The sequence below is a fragment of the uncultured Ruegeria sp. genome, assembly GCF_947504215.1.
Classification (GTDB): domain Bacteria; phylum Pseudomonadota; class Alphaproteobacteria; order Rhodobacterales; family Rhodobacteraceae; genus Ruegeria.
The window spans coordinates 356,556-370,178 of sequence record NZ_CANNGO010000001.1; the positions used below are offsets into that span (position 1 = coordinate 356,556).

13 protein-coding genes and 2 tRNA genes are annotated in these 13,623 nt (G+C 57.4%); 11 read left to right on the forward strand and 4 right to left on the reverse strand.

What is annotated here, in order from left to right; all coding sequences use genetic code 11:
* The first annotated feature begins 47 nt into the window (after window positions 1-47).
* The 11 genes from recJ (at window position 48) to Q1B21_RS01830 (ending at window position 9,925) form a co-directional block, all read left to right on the forward strand.
* Window positions 48-1,790: a single-stranded-DNA-specific exonuclease RecJ gene (gene recJ, locus Q1B21_RS01780; protein WP_299885187.1), complete on the forward strand. Its 1,743-nt coding sequence runs from the start codon at window positions 48-50 to the stop codon at window positions 1,788-1,790.
* A 108-nt stretch (window positions 1,791-1,898) separates the two neighbouring features.
* A tRNA-Glu gene (locus Q1B21_RS01785) sits at window positions 1,899-1,973 on the forward strand.
* Between the two features lie 70 nt (window positions 1,974-2,043).
* Window positions 2,044-2,118 (forward strand) — tRNA-Glu (locus Q1B21_RS01790).
* Window positions 2,119-2,354: 236 nt separating this feature from the next.
* A complete protein-coding gene (locus tag Q1B21_RS01795; protein WP_298932728.1) occupies window positions 2,355-4,094 on the forward strand; it encodes an ABC transporter substrate-binding protein in 1,740 nt (579 codons plus the stop codon).
* A gap of 85 nt (window positions 4,095-4,179) precedes the next feature.
* Window positions 4,180-5,229: an ABC transporter ATP-binding protein gene (locus tag Q1B21_RS01800; RefSeq protein ID WP_299078130.1), complete on the forward strand. Its 1,050-nt coding sequence runs from the start codon at window positions 4,180-4,182 to the stop codon at window positions 5,227-5,229.
* Window position 5,230: 1 nt separating this feature from the next.
* Entirely contained in the window at window positions 5,231-6,307 is a 1,077-nt protein-coding gene (locus Q1B21_RS01805; protein ID WP_299078127.1) for an ABC transporter ATP-binding protein, read from the forward strand.
* A complete protein-coding gene (locus Q1B21_RS01810) occupies window positions 6,304-7,167 on the forward strand; it encodes a carbohydrate ABC transporter permease (RefSeq protein WP_085821869.1) in 864 nt (287 codons plus the stop codon). The genes Q1B21_RS01805 and Q1B21_RS01810 overlap by 4 nt, the downstream gene beginning before the upstream one ends.
* Window positions 7,164-7,961 carry a carbohydrate ABC transporter permease gene (locus Q1B21_RS01815; RefSeq protein WP_170346512.1) on the forward strand — a complete coding sequence of 266 codons (798 nt, stop codon included), beginning with the start codon at window positions 7,164-7,166 and terminating at the stop codon, window positions 7,959-7,961. Before Q1B21_RS01810 ends, Q1B21_RS01815 begins: the two co-directional genes overlap by 4 nt.
* Before the next feature lie 8 nt (window positions 7,962-7,969).
* Complete coding sequence (locus Q1B21_RS01820; protein WP_298932741.1) at window positions 7,970-8,377, forward strand: DUF2160 domain-containing protein; 408 nt, start codon at window positions 7,970-7,972, stop codon at window positions 8,375-8,377.
* A gap of 68 nt (window positions 8,378-8,445) precedes the next feature.
* Window positions 8,446-8,841 carry a BlaI/MecI/CopY family transcriptional regulator gene (locus Q1B21_RS01825; RefSeq protein WP_298932743.1) on the forward strand — a complete coding sequence of 132 codons (396 nt, stop codon included), beginning with the start codon at window positions 8,446-8,448 and terminating at the stop codon, window positions 8,839-8,841.
* The gene (locus Q1B21_RS01830; protein ID WP_299885191.1) at window positions 8,828-9,925 is read left to right on the forward strand and encodes a M56 family metallopeptidase; all 1,098 of its coding nucleotides are present in this window, start codon (window positions 8,828-8,830) and stop codon (window positions 9,923-9,925) included. Before Q1B21_RS01825 ends, Q1B21_RS01830 begins: the two co-directional genes overlap by 14 nt.
* Before the next feature lie 7 nt (window positions 9,926-9,932).
* On the opposite strand, the gene Q1B21_RS01835 is transcribed toward Q1B21_RS01830, so the two are convergent.
* From Q1B21_RS01835 to comD, 4 genes are all read right to left on the reverse strand, one after another.
* The gene (locus tag Q1B21_RS01835; RefSeq protein ID WP_299885193.1) at window positions 9,933-11,336 is read right to left on the reverse strand and encodes an MATE family efflux transporter; all 1,404 of its coding nucleotides are present in this window, start codon (window positions 11,334-11,336) and stop codon (window positions 9,933-9,935) included.
* Between the two features lie 114 nt (window positions 11,337-11,450).
* The gene (locus Q1B21_RS01840) at window positions 11,451-12,545 is read right to left on the reverse strand and encodes an alpha-hydroxy acid oxidase (RefSeq protein WP_298932750.1); all 1,095 of its coding nucleotides are present in this window, start codon (window positions 12,543-12,545) and stop codon (window positions 11,451-11,453) included.
* Window positions 12,545-13,099 (reverse strand): sulfopyruvate decarboxylase subunit beta, encoded by a 555-nt coding sequence (comE, locus tag Q1B21_RS01845; protein WP_298932752.1) that lies wholly within the window; start codon window positions 13,097-13,099, stop codon window positions 12,545-12,547. Before comE ends, Q1B21_RS01840 begins: the two co-directional genes overlap by 1 nt.
* The gene (gene comD / locus Q1B21_RS01850) at window positions 13,096-13,602 is read right to left on the reverse strand and encodes a sulfopyruvate decarboxylase subunit alpha (RefSeq protein ID WP_298932754.1); all 507 of its coding nucleotides are present in this window, start codon (window positions 13,600-13,602) and stop codon (window positions 13,096-13,098) included. Before comD ends, comE begins: the two co-directional genes overlap by 4 nt.
* Window positions 13,603-13,623 lie beyond the last annotated feature (21 nt).

Consider the following 13,623-nt stretch of genomic DNA (forward strand, 5'->3'; position numbering starts at 1 on the left):
AAAGGCCGGGCCCGTAAGGTCCCGGCCTTATCGTATAGGGGGTAGCGATGGGCTTTCTTGGAGTTGAACAGTCATTATCCGGTCGGCGCTGGATTGGGCCCACGCCCGAGGTTGAGCGGGCGACGGATATGCTGGCGCAACAGGCCGACCTGCCGCGTGCGGTCTGTCAGGTGCTTGCCCAGCGCGGGGTGCCGCCAATGGAAGCACAAAGCTTTCTGGAGCCCAAGCTGAAAGAACTCCTGCCTGACCCGCGCAATCTGAAAGACATGGAGATTGCGGCAGCCCGGTTTCTGCATGCTGCTCACCAAAAGCAAAGCATCGCAGTTTTTGCGGATTACGACGTGGACGGTGGCAGTTCCGCCGCCTTGTTATTGGTTTGGTTGCGCCAGATGGGCATGCAGGCGACCCTTTATGTGCCCGACCGGATCGACGAAGGCTATGGTCCGAATGTACCGGCTATGCAAGCGCTGGCAAAGTCGCATGACCTGATCATTTGCGTGGACTGCGGCACGCTGAGTCACGAGCCGATCGCCGCGGTCAAAGGAGCCGATGTCATCGTTCTGGATCACCATCTTGGGGGAGAAACCCTGCCCGACTGCGTGGCGGTAGTGAACCCTAACCGTCAGGATGAAAGCGGCGATCTGGGATATCTTTGCGCGGCAGGCGTGGTCTTCTTAATGCTTGTCGAAGCTGGCCGTCAGATGCGTGAGGCCGGGACCAAAGGCCCTGATTTGATCTCTCTGCTTGATCTCGTGGCGCTTGCGACTGTCGCGGATGTCGCGCCTTTGATCGGTGCCAATCGAGCACTGGTGCGGCAGGGGCTGAAGGTGATGGCCGCGCGCAAACGACCGGGGCTGATGGCTCTGTCAGATGTGGCAAGAATGGATTCCGCCCCAAACAGTTATCACTTAGGCTTTCTTCTGGGGCCGAGGGTGAACGCCGGCGGACGAATTGGTCAGGCCGAACTTGGCGCACGGCTGCTAAGCACCGAGTCCATGAGCGAGGCTGAAGCCCTGGCCGAGCGTTTGGACGAATTGAACTCTGAACGCCGGGATATCGAAAACGCGGTGCGAGCCGCCGCGCTGGAACAAGCCGAAGATCGTGGGCTGGATGCGCCGCTTGTCTGGGCCGCCGGTGAAGGCTGGCATCCCGGCGTCGTTGGGATCGTTGCCTCACGCCTGAAAGAAACCGCAAACCGCCCCGCCATCGTCATCGGACTTGATGGGGATGAGGGCAAAGGCTCGGGTCGATCCGTCTCGGGTGTCGATCTCGGCGCGTCGATCCAAAGGTTGGCCGCCGAAGGGTTACTGGTGAAAGGCGGTGGCCACAAAATGGCGGCGGGTCTGACAGTAAAGCGTGACCAGTTGGAACCGGCCATGGAACGACTGAGCGTGCTGTTGGCCAAGCAAGGCGCTGGACAAGGGGGACTAGCGGATTTGAAGCTGGACGGTACCCTGATGCCCGATTCAGCGACGGTTGATTTGATCGAACAGATTGAAAAGGCTGGCCCTTTCGGAGCCAGCGCCCCGGCGCCCCGCTACGTTCTGCCTGATCTTCAGGTGCGATTTGCCAAGCGCGTGGGCGAGTCTCATTTGAAACTGTCCTTGTCTGACGGCATGAGCAGTGGGCTTGATGCGATAGCCTTTGGTGCGTTTGATGGGCCGATCGGACAACGGCTGTCAAATCACGGCGGTGCGCGGTTCCATTTTGCGGGTCGGCTCGAGATCAATTCATGGGGCGGTCGGCAAAATGTACAGCTGCGTCTCGAGGACGCGGCAGAGGCCAGTTAACCCTTGTTTCAGGCCTCGTGCTGCATGCCAAAAAACTTTCACATCCCTGCACTTTTCGGCTTGCGGGGGTCCGAGTGAAACCGTAAAAGGCCCACCACAAGCCAGCGTGGCCCGTTCGTCTATCGGTTAGGACGCCAGGTTTTCAACCTGGAAAGAGGGGTTCGATTCCCCTACGGGCTACCAGCTTGTATTTTTATATATTTTCCAGCGTCTTATTGATGGTTGATCAACCGTCTTGCTGGTTTGCCAATGTGGCCCGTTCGTCTATCGGTTAGGACGCCAGGTTTTCAACCTGGAAAGAGGGGTTCGATTCCCCTACGGGCTACCATTCCACCCTAAATCCGAAGAACTCTTTAAATCAAACCGCTTACCAAACGTGTAACGCGCCTTGTTCAGGGATGCCCAGACACCCAAACCTGACGGGAAATGACGCTGAATTTGGCTAGCGAAAACCAGTGAGATTTCATTTACTAAATTTTTAGTTTGACACGCAGGCAGAAAATCGCTGATGTTGTTCGTCATCCGGTCTGCGCCGGGTAACCATAATTTTTTGGGAGGAAACAGATGCGGAGACATCTACTTTCCGCAGTGGCGGCGGCTGCCGTCATTGCGGGGCATGGTCCTGTTTGGGCCGACGAAGCCGCAGCACAGCGCTGGATCGACGACGAATTCCAGCCATCGACACTGTCGAAAGACGAACAGATGGCGGAAATGCAATGGTTCATCGAAGCTGCTCAGCCTTACAATGGCATGGAAATCAACGTTCTGTCCGAAGGCATTCCAACCCACTCCTACGAATCCGAGGTTCTGACCAAAGCGTTCGAGGAAATCACGGGTATCAAGGTCAATCACCAGATCCTCGGTGAGGGCGAAGTGGTTCAGGCTGTTCAGACTCAGCTTCAGACAGGTCGGAACCTGTATGATGGCTATGTCAATGACAGCGACTTGATCGGCACGCACTCGCGTCTTCAACTGGCCTATCCGCTGACCGACATGATGGGTGGTGACTGGGCGGCGTCGACTTCGCCGACGCTGGATCTGGATGACTTCATGGGCATTCAGTTCACCACCGGCCCGGACGGCAAGCTGTATCAACTGCCCGACCAGCAGTTCGCCAACCTCTACTGGTTCCGCAAGGACTGGTTCGATGATGAGGCCAACAAAGCCGCCTTCAAGGAAAAGTACGGCTATGATCTGGGTGTTCCAGTCAACTGGTCTGCTTACGAAGACATCGCCGATTTCTTCACCAACGACGTGAAAGAAGTCGACGGCACCACGATCTATGGCCACATGGATTACGGCAAGCGCGCGCCTGACCTGGGCTGGCGTATGACCGACGCCTGGCTGTCGATGGCTGGTGCTGGCGATGTGGGCGAACCCAACGGTATCCCGGTCGACGAATGGGGCATCCGTATGGAAGCTGGCACCTGTAACCCGGTCGGTGCTTCGGTATCGCGCGGCGGTGCCGCTAACGGCCCGGCTGCGGTCTATGCGATCCGTAAGTGGGACGAATGGCTGCGGAACTACGCTCCTCCGGGTGCGGCGTCTTATGACTTTTACCAGTCTCTGCCTGCGCTGAGCCAGGGCAACGTAGCCCAGCAGATCTTCTGGTACACCGCCTTTACCGCCGACATGGTGAAGCCGAAGTCCGAAGGCAACAACACCGTGGATGACGAAGGCACGCCGCTGTGGCGAATGGCGCCCAGCCCGCACGGCCCTTATTGGGAAGAAGGCCAAAAGGTTGGGTATCAGGACGTGGGTTCCTGGACCTTCCTGAAATCGACCCCTGCGGATCGTGCGCAGGCGGCTTGGCTCTACGCTCAGTTCGTGACGTCCAAAACTGTCGATGTGAAGAAGTCCCATGTGGGTCTGACCTTCATCCGCGACAGCTCGGTCAACCACGAGTCGTTCACCGAGCGCGCACCCAAACTGGGTGGTCTGGTCGAGTTCTACCGCTCGCCTGATCGTGTGGCATGGTCGCCGACCGGCATCAACGTGCCGGACTATCCGAAGCTGGCCCAGATCTGGTGGCAGCAGATCGGTGACGTGAACTCGGGCGCGTTCACCCCGCAAGAGGCGATGGACCGTCTGGCTGAAGAGATGGACATCACCATGGCCCGTATGCAAGCCGCGGATGAAAGTGCCGGTGTCTACGGTGGCTGCGGCCCCCGCCTGAACGAGCCGCAGGATGCGTCCTTCTGGCTGGAAAAAGCAGGCTCGCCCAAGGCCAAGCTGGAGAACGAAAAGCCGCAAGGCCAGACCGTCAACTATGACGAACTGGTGCAGCGCTGGCAGTCCCAGTAAGCCGCAAAAACAGGGGATGCCGTCTCAGGCATCCCCATCCAAGACTAAAACAGCGCTTGGCGCTGCGGGATCGGAACCCACAGACATGATCGAATTACAAGACGCGACCAAACGGGTCGGCAACGTCATCCATATCAAACCCACGTCCCTGACTTTGCACACCGGTCACTTCAACGTGCTGCTGGGGGCCACCGGCTCAGGCAAGACCTCTTTGATCAAAATGATGGCCGGGCTTGACCCGATCGCCTCGGGTAAGGTCCTGATGGATGGACAGGACGTAACGAGGCTGAACACACAGAAACGCAAAATCAGCCTCGTGCACCAGTTCTTTGTGAATTACCCGCATATGAGTGTTTTCGACAACATCGCCTCGCCGCTTCGCGTGGCAGGCATGGCGCAAAGCGAAGTTGAAGGTCGAGTCGAAGAGGCCGCCGACCTGCTGCAACTGCGCCCGATGTTGCTCCGCCGCCCGCATGAACTGTCGGGTGGCCAACAACAACGCACCGCGCTGGCGCGTGCGATTGCCAAGGAAAGCCGCGCAGTGTTCCTGGACGAACCGCTCGCGAACCTGGACTACAAACTGCGCGAGGAACTGCGTGAGCAATTGCCGGATCTGTTTGCCGGGCGCGGCGCTGTGGTAGTCTACGCTACCTCAGAACCCGAGGAGGCGCTGCTGTTGGGAGGCCATACCGCCCTGATGGAGGACGGCAACGTAACCCAGTTTGGCCCGACGGCTGATATCTACCGCAACCCAGAAAACATCGCTGCTGCACGGGTGTTCTCGGACCCGCCAATCAACGTGGCGCAGATCACTGTCTCTGGTGAACAGGCGCAACTGGCCGGCGGCGGCGGTTGGTCTGTCAGCGATATCGCCGACGGCGATTACATGGTCGCTGTCCGCCCGCATCGGGTGACACCGTTCCGCACCTCGGATGCAGATGTGGAACTGACAGGCCGCGTAATCGTGACCGAGCTGTCGGGCTCGGATTCCAGCGCGCATTTCCAGCATGGCAATGACGCATGGGTTTCTTTGGCCGCTGGTGTGCACCCTTATGAGGTGGGCGAAGATCACAGTTTCTACATGAACCCGGCACATTGCCGGTATTTCGGCCAAGACGGCCAAAGGGTGGCCTGACATGGCTCAGATCAAGCTTTCAAACCTTCGCCACAGCTATATGCCTTCACCGAAAGGTCGCGAGGATTATGCGCTAAAGGAAATCGACGTGACTTGGCGTGATGGCGGTGCGTATGCGTTGCTGGGCCCCTCGGGCTGTGGAAAATCCACGCTGCTCAACATCATCTCGGGTCTGCTAACGCCGTCCGAGGGGCAGATTCTGTTCGATGATCGCGATGTGACCACCCTGCCCCCCGATCAGCGCAACATCGCGCAGGTTTTTCAATTCCCTGTGATCTACGACACGATGACCGTGGGCGAAAACCTTGCATTTCCTCTAAAAAACAGGGGCGTGAATGCGAGCACGATCAAACGCCGTGTTGATGAGATCGCCGAGATGCTGGATGTGACGGATATGCTGGGCACTAAGGCCTCGGGTCTGAGCCCAGACAACAAACAGAAAATCTCGATGGGTCGCGGTCTGGTTCGAGATGACGTAAACGCAGTGATGTTCGACGAGCCTCTGACCGTGATCGACCCGCATCTGAAATGGAAACTGCGGTCCAAGCTGAAAGAGTTGCACCAGCGTGTCAAAGCCACGATGATCTACGTGACCCACGACCAGACCGAGGCGCTAACCTTCGCAGATGAAGTGGTCGTGATGCAGGACGGTGAAGTTGTGCAGATCGGCACGCCCGTCGAACTGTTCGAACGGCCGCAGCACACATTTGTCGGCCATTTCATCGGCTCTCCTGGTATGAACGTCCTACCCTGCGAAGCCATAGGTGATCGCGCGGTTTTCGAGGGGCATGAGGTAGCGCTAGAGGGACCCACTAAAGGCGATGGAGGTCGCACAGATCTGGGTATCCGCCCTGAATATGTGGGCTTTGGTGATACCGGCATTCCGGCGCACGTCACCAAGGTCTCTGATATTGGCCGCCACTATGTGGTCAGCGCCATGGTCGGCAATATTGCCCTGAAGGCGGTAACCGAACACAGCGTCCCCGAGCCTGGATCACAAGTGTTCCTGCAATTCAAACCCGAACAATCGCGCGTGTACCGCGACGGCTGGATCGCGACCGAGGAGCGAGCCCAATGAGAACGGAAAATCAACGAGCCTGGTTCTTTGTCCTGCCAGTTTTGGCGCTGGTCGCGTTCAACGCACTGGTGCCGATGATGACGGTGGTCAACTATTCGGTGCAGGAAACCTTTGGCAACAACCAGTTCTTCTGGGAAGGGCTTGGTTGGTTTGAACAAATCCTGCGCTCTGATCGCTTCCAAGCCGCTTTGGGACGGCAGTTCCTGTTTACCTTCATGATCCTGATCATCGAGGTCCCTTTGGGCATCATCGTCGCCCTTTCCATGCCGCGCAAAGGCTTTTGGGTGCCGGTCTGTCTGGTTCTGATGGCCCTGCCGATGCTGATCCCGTGGAACGTGGTGGGGTCGATGTGGAACATATTTACCCTGCCCAAGATCGGCCTGCTTGGATACTTCCTAAATGACGTTCTGGGCATCAATTATGACATGACCCAACAGCCTCTGTCGGCCTGGATCACCGTCATTGTGATGGATGTCTGGCACTGGACGTCGCTGGTGGTGCTGCTGTGCTATGCGGGCCTCGTGTCGATCCCGGACGCCTATTACCAGGCGGCCAAGATCGACGGTGCCAGCCCTTGGTCGGTGTTCCGCTATATCCAACTGCCCAAGATGAAGACAGTTCTGACCATCGCAATCCTTTTGCGGTTCATGGACAGCTTCAACATCTATACCGAGCCGTTTGTTCTGACCGGCGGTGGCCCTGGCAACTCGACCACCTTGTTGTCGATCGACCTGGTGAAGATCGCGTTGGGACAGTTCGACCTTGGCCCTGCGGCGGCGATGAGTCTGATCTATTTCGCCATCACATTACTTGTGTCGTGGCTCTTCTACACTCTGATGACAAAGGATGACGCAGAATGAAAAAGCGTTCCCTCATCCCGATCCTGTACATCGCGTTCCTGATGCTGCCGATCTATTGGCTGGTGGCGATGTCCTTCAAGACCACGAACGAGATTCTGTCGGGCTTTTCCCTGTTTCCTCAGACCTTTACGCTGGAGAATTACATCACAATCTTCACCGATCCGACCTGGTATTGGGGCTACATCAACTCAATCACCTATGTGACGCTGAACACGGTGCTTTCGGTCTGTGTCGCCCTTCCCGCGGCCTATGCGTTCTCGCGCTATCGGTTCCTGGGCGACAAGCAGCTGTTCTTCTGGCTGCTGACCAACCGGATGGCCCCAGCGGCGGTATTTGCCCTGCCGTTCTTTCAGCTCTATTCCTCGATCGGTCTGTTCGACACCTATCTGGCCGTGGCTCTGGCGCACACATTGTTCAACGTGCCGCTTGCCGTTTGGATCTTGGAGGGCTTCATGCGCGGCATTCCAAAGGAACTGGATGAAACCGCCTATGTCGACGGCTACTCTTTCCCGCGGTTTTTCGTGACGATCTTCCTGCCCAACATCAAGGCCGGGGTCGGCGTGGCGGCCTTTTTCTGCTTCATGTTCTCATGGGTGGAAATGCTGCTGGCGAAAACCCTGACGGCGGTCGAGGCCAAACCCATTGCTGCTGTGATGACCCGCACCGCCTCCAGCGCTGGGTATGAGTTGGGCTTGCTGGCCGCCGCTGGCACGCTAACCATTATCCCCGGCGCCATCGTCATTTGGTTTGTCCGCAACTACATCGCGCGTGGTTTCGCGATGGGACGCGTGTGAGGTTCAATATGCGCAAACTTTTATTTACCCTACCACTACTCCTACCCTCCTCTGCTGTGGCGCAGGCCGCAGCCGGATGGGGCAGTGTTGGCCAGCAAGAAGAAAAGGGATTTTCCTGGACGGCCCCGCTGTGGCCTGATTTCTGGATGGCATGGACACCTGCGACACTGGCTGTGTTTGTTGGCATCTTCTCCGCCATCGCCGTGATTGGCATTCTAGAGGTCACCCGATTTCGGGACGGGATCGAACGCCGCGGAATCCTTGGCCTGACAACCACCTTAGGAGACAGGTTATTCATTACTCTGCTGGGCTCGGTCTACATCTTCCTGGCTTGGCTTGGGTTTGTGGGACAGCCGGTTTGGATACCGCTTTTCCTGTCAATCGGTTGGGGCGTTTTTGTTTTCCGGAAAGTTTAGGCTTTGCGTAACCGCGAAAGGATGCTTGTTTAGCGGGCATACTAAGTAAAATGGTGACACCGAAACCGATGCGTAAGAAAAAGACGACAAATCTGCTGACCGAGGTTGAACTTGAGTTCATGAACGAACTCTGGGCCCTCGGACAAGGCTCGGTTCGTGATGTCCTTGACCGCCTGCCGCCAGAGCGCAATCTGGCCTATACGTCAGGTGCCACAATCCTGCGCATTCTCGACGAAAAAGGCTTTGTCGAAAGTCGCAAGCACGGCAAAACGCTGATCTACAGGCCCCTTCTGGAAAAAGACAGGTATCAGGCACGATCGCTTCAAAACCTGTCCCGTACATTGTTCGATGACACGCCCGCCACGCTCGTGGCGCGACTGGTGGATGACGCGGGGCTGAGTGAAGATGATCTTGAGGAAATTCGAGCACTGGTAGAGAGGAGACTGCAAAATGACAGCGGTTAAACCGGTTCTCGACGCGTATCTTGAATTGAACATCGTGCTGGGGCTTTCGGCCGTGATCTGGCTGGCGGCGCGCGCCCTTCTGGCCCGCACATCCCTGCGATACGGATTTGTGGCGCAGCTTCGCACGCTTAAAGCCTTGTGTATCTGCGTGTTGATCAGCCCGCTATTGGCCCTTGCTGTTTCCGCGCTTGCCGCGTTTGCATGGCCCGGCCACGCAGTTGGTTTGGGCGATATCGCGGTGTCAGCATATTTGCGGGGCGAAATCGCAATGCCCGCAACTCAGTTCGAGGCACTGCTCAACACCCGCGAACGATGGGTCGATCTCGTCCTGTCCGGACATAATACAGCTGTGACTGTCACGCTGGCACTTCTGGCCGCTGTCGCCAGCCTGTTTGCTGCCCGCGCGATCCGCGACGCGCTGGCGATCCGAAATGCCGTCGCCAACAGTTTTCTTTGGCGTCGGTCCGCCAAGGTGGACATTCGCCTGTCAGATCGCATCACCATTCCCTTTGCGGTGCGCGGATTGCGCCGTCGCCATGTGGTACTGCCCAGCCACCTTCTGGACACCCCGCGCGAGTTGCGGTTCGCCTTGGCGCATGAGTTTCAACATATCCGCGCCGGTGACGTTGAGTGGGAGCTAGGTTTCGAAATCCTGCGCCCGCTGCTGTTCTGGAATCCGGCGTACATGATGCTCAAATATCAGTTCGGTCGGTTGCGCGAATTGGCCTGCGACCAGTCAGTGGTCGCCCGCAAACGCATTGACGCCCGCGAATATACGACCTGCCTGCTGGATTATTGTGCCCGCACTGTCACGATGGGTCGCCCGCGCGTTTTGAATGTGGCTTTGGTCACCGGGGGCAAAGCCAAGCGCGTCCTACAGCAGCGTGTTATTGCCTTGACGGACGCCCCACCTGTCTCGGCCCCTTTACCGGCCTTGTTCCTGGGGCTGACGTTGACGTTCGCCACGCTTCTTGCGCTGAGTGCCGCGTCGCTGCAACAGGCAGAGGATTGGAGCCATGATCGCCTGATGTTGTCGACAGTTGTGAATCTTGAACGGTTGGAGGCCCGTAATCAGGGCAATTGACATGTGGTCACCAGCCACGACGACCAAACAGAGACAGAATTCGCTTTTGGTCGGCAAACGGTTCGATTTCCGTAGGCCGCTCCAATCGTGACACGACACGCGCGACCAAAACCCAGCTTATGGCGGCGAATATGACGCCTCCGAAAGCCTGCCCAAGAAGGACACCGGACGCCCCTGCCAGATAAGATCCGATGGTCGCGAACACCCAGGTTCCAATCGTGTGACGCCCCCAATTTATCCACGTGGAATAAACGGGATACCCAAGATTGTTAAAGCTGGCATTCGTGACAAAAATGACGCCGTTGAAAAAGGCGGCAAGCGCCAAAGGGCCACAGAACAGATAGATCAGAATCCGGGTTTCACCCTGCGCTGCGAACAGATCCGCGATTGGGCCGCGCAACAGGAACAAGATCGCGGCCATCCCAAGCACATAGATGGCTGTAAACTTGATCCCAGCAAAGAAAGCCTCGCGGACCCGGTCGAATTTTTCGGCCCCGAAATTTTGCCCGATGATTGGCCCTATCGCGCCCGACAGGGCAAAAATGACGGAAAACGCCACGGGCAGCAGGCGTCCGATGACGGCCATTCCAGCCACCGCATCCGTGCCATAGTGAGCGATCTCGCGTACCACGATGGCGTTTCCGATGGGCGTGGCCACGTTGGTCAGGACGGCCGGTATCGCAATCGCCCGGACAGGTCGCAGGTCTGTTGCGACCTGCTTGAGGGACGGACGAGCGAACCCGCGGTGGACCCGCAATGCAGGCCATAACGCCGCCGCCAACATACAAATCCGCGCAAGAACCGACGCGATGGCGGCACCATCCAGGCCTAGTCCAACAGCAAAGATCAAAATAGGGTCCAGCACAGCGTTCACCACGCCACCGTAGATGGTCGCCATCATAGATCGGCGCGCGTCACCATGCGCCCGCAATACAGCCATGGACACCATCGCAAGCGACATCACCCACATGGTTGGTAAGATGATCGATACATACCGCGTGCCCAGTCTAAGCACCTCGCCTTCAGCGCCCAGAAGGGACAATAGGAAACTGATGTTCATCAAGACCAGAGCCGACGTGATCACCCCGACAATCAGCCCCAAAATAGCGACGCTCGAGGCATAGTGACCCGCCTGCCTTGACCTGCCAGCCCCAAGCTCGCGCGCGACAAGCGCCCCAGCTGAAATGGACAGGCCAATGTTGATGGCGTTGGTAAAGAATAACAGCGTTCCGGCGTAACCTACAGCCGCCGCCAGCGCGTCGTTCCCCAACATCGAGATAAAGACCATATCCACGAAGTCGACGGCGAAGATAGCCATCAGGCCAATACTGGTGGTCAGCGACATGCGCGTCACGTGGCGCATCAGGCTCCCACTTAGAAACACGGCCTCATGTTTTGACTCGTCTGCCATGGCCTGGGCCGCTCCTTCGCGCGCGCGCTGCATCTGTCACCGACAACCATCGCAGTATCCGAAGCACTCTGCGATTGGTTTTTTACGGGTTTTGAAGCGTTTATTGCTGTTCGATCAAACAGCAGCAACGGATGTTACGCCGATCTGCGCCATTGCGATGCTGATCTCGTCGCTAAGAACGTCCCAAAGCTGCTGAAGCCCCGCTTCGCCTTCTGCCGCTATCGCGAATTGCATAATACGACCAAAGAACACAAAATCTGCGCCTTGGGCAATTGACTTCAGCACATCTTCACCAGATCGCAGACCGCTGTCGTAAAAAACTGGAAAGTCATCGCCCACGGATTTTCGGATATCAGACAGGGCCGAAAACGGTGCCGGTGCGCTATCCAGCTGTCGCGAGCCGTGGCTGGAGACCTGGATTGCATCCACGCCTGCGGTTTTCAGGGCAACGGCGTCTTCGGCATCAAGAACACCTTTCACTACAAGATTTCCCGACCACTTATCTCGCAGCCGCGCCAATGTTTCCCAATCGGCCTTAGCGCGACTTTCGGTTCGGTCGAACGCGTAGCCGTTCATTAGAAAATTGGCCATTTGCGGCTTACCATGAAGCAACGTGCTCAGAGACCAGCGGGGGTGCAACGCGAAATCCAGGAACTGCTTTGGGCCCAACCGGAAAGGCATTCGAAATCCGTGGCGTAGTTCGCGCGGGCGGCGTCCAACTTCGGGGACATCCACCGTGAGTACAAGCGTCTCATACCCGGCAGCCTTGGCACGATCTACAAGCTTGAATGTACCCGCGCCATCGCCGCTGAAATACAGCTGGAACCACGCGTTGCCCTGCGCCGTTTCGATCATCTCTTCCATGGGGGTTGAGGCAACGGTCGACACGCCCAGCGGCACAGAATACCGCGCGGCAAGGCGCGCCAGCATCAGATCTGCCCCTGGTGCCGAGAGATTGCACATACCCATAGGAGCAATGCCAAAAGGAAGCTTGGTGGCTTTCCCAAATACTGTGCTGACCAGTGACCTTTTGCTGACATCCCGAAGGATGCGTGGGCGTAGAGTTATGGCGTCCAGCGCAGCGCGATTACGCGCCGCGCCCATTTCTGCCCCGGCTGAGCCATCGATATAATCGAACACCATCCACGGCAAACGCCGCCGCGCCAGGCGGCGAGCGTCTTCTGCGCAGTGGATAGCGCTTGATGCCATTACGCCTGAACGGCCTTCATGAACCGGTCACGGATGACCACCGGATCCATAGTGATGACGGGCATCTTGGCATTACCGCTTTCGCATTTGCTGACGATGATGGTCATCTGCTTGGCGTCCAGCGCGTCTTGCAGCACGCGACCCGTATCTTCGGCTGCGCATTCGATTACACGCTCGCACCCGGCGGCCTCGGCCATTTTGGTCAGCGAGGTTTTCTGTCCGGCATAGGTCGGCTGGTCGCCAGTCGAACCGTAAGAGCCATTGTCGATGATCAACAGAATGTAGTTGTCAGCCACGTTGTTGGCGATGGTAGGCAGCGTGCCGAGGTTGGTCAGGATCGAGCCATCGCCGTCGATGACAATAACCGGTTTCGGTTGTGACAGGGCAAGACCCAGACCGATGCTCGACGCCAATCCCATGGTGCCCAACATGTAGAAGTTGGTGGGTTGATCGTCGATCGCGTGCAATTCCTGGCTGGGGATGCCGATGTTACAGACAACCAGTTGATCACGCAGGATCGGGGCGATTTCCTTCAGAATTTCAGATCGGATCATTGGTCGCCGTAGCCTCCCCAGAAATTGGCATCGGTCAGAATTGCGACCGGTTTGTTGCACATGAACGTATATTTCAGGATCGCGTCCAACTCCTCGACATCCGCCTTATGGTGGAAGTGGTAGGTCGGGATATTCATTTGCGCCAACAGTGCCTTGGTGTGCACCGCCATCTCGACCTGACAGGCCACTGGTTCCCGCAGTTCACCGCGATAAGAGATCAGCATGGGCAGCGGCATACGGTAGTACTGGATCAATGTTGCCAGCGTGTTGATGGTCACGCCGATGGCAGTGTTTTGCATGATGATGGCCGGGCGCTTGCCGCCCATCCATGCACCGGCGCACAAGCCCATCCCCTCGTCTTCCTTGTTGGACGGGATGTGAAAAATATCATCATGCGCATCGATTTCTTCGATCACGCCAGCCAGCTGTTTGCACGGTACGGTGGTGACGAACGAGATATCATTCGCAACCAGATCGTCGGTGATCTTTTTGTCTATGTTCATTTCCGATCAGTCAGTCCTGTT

Bases quoted from the DNA above. Each gene is read 5' to 3' on its own strand.
- Q1B21_RS01800 (WP_299078130.1), top strand. From the start codon at position 4,180: ATGATCGAATTACAAGACGCGACCAAACGGGTCGGCAACGTCATCCAT.
- Q1B21_RS01835 (WP_299885193.1), bottom strand. From the start codon at position 11,336: ATGGCAGACGAGTCAAAACATGAGGCCGTGTTTCTAAGTGGGAGCCTG.
- Q1B21_RS01820 (WP_298932741.1), top strand. From the start codon at position 7,970: ATGCGCAAACTTTTATTTACCCTACCACTACTCCTACCCTCCTCTGCT.
- Q1B21_RS01815 (WP_170346512.1), top strand. From the start codon at position 7,164: ATGAAAAAGCGTTCCCTCATCCCGATCCTGTACATCGCGTTCCTGATG.
- recJ (WP_299885187.1), top strand. From the start codon at position 48: ATGGGCTTTCTTGGAGTTGAACAGTCATTATCCGGTCGGCGCTGGATT.
- Q1B21_RS01840 (WP_298932750.1), bottom strand. From the start codon at position 12,545: ATGGCATCAAGCGCTATCCACTGCGCAGAAGACGCTCGCCGCCTGGCG.
- Q1B21_RS01805 (WP_299078127.1), top strand. From the start codon at position 5,231: ATGGCTCAGATCAAGCTTTCAAACCTTCGCCACAGCTATATGCCTTCA.
- Q1B21_RS01810 (WP_085821869.1), top strand. From the start codon at position 6,304: ATGAGAACGGAAAATCAACGAGCCTGGTTCTTTGTCCTGCCAGTTTTG.
- comE (WP_298932752.1), bottom strand. From the start codon at position 13,099: ATGATCCGATCTGAAATTCTGAAGGAAATCGCCCCGATCCTGCGTGAT.
- Q1B21_RS01830 (WP_299885191.1), top strand. From the start codon at position 8,828: ATGACAGCGGTTAAACCGGTTCTCGACGCGTATCTTGAATTGAACATC.
- Q1B21_RS01795 (WP_298932728.1), top strand. From the start codon at position 2,355: ATGCGGAGACATCTACTTTCCGCAGTGGCGGCGGCTGCCGTCATTGCG.
- comD (WP_298932754.1), bottom strand. From the start codon at position 13,602: ATGAACATAGACAAAAAGATCACCGACGATCTGGTTGCGAATGATATC.
- Q1B21_RS01825 (WP_298932743.1), top strand. From the start codon at position 8,446: ATGCGTAAGAAAAAGACGACAAATCTGCTGACCGAGGTTGAACTTGAG.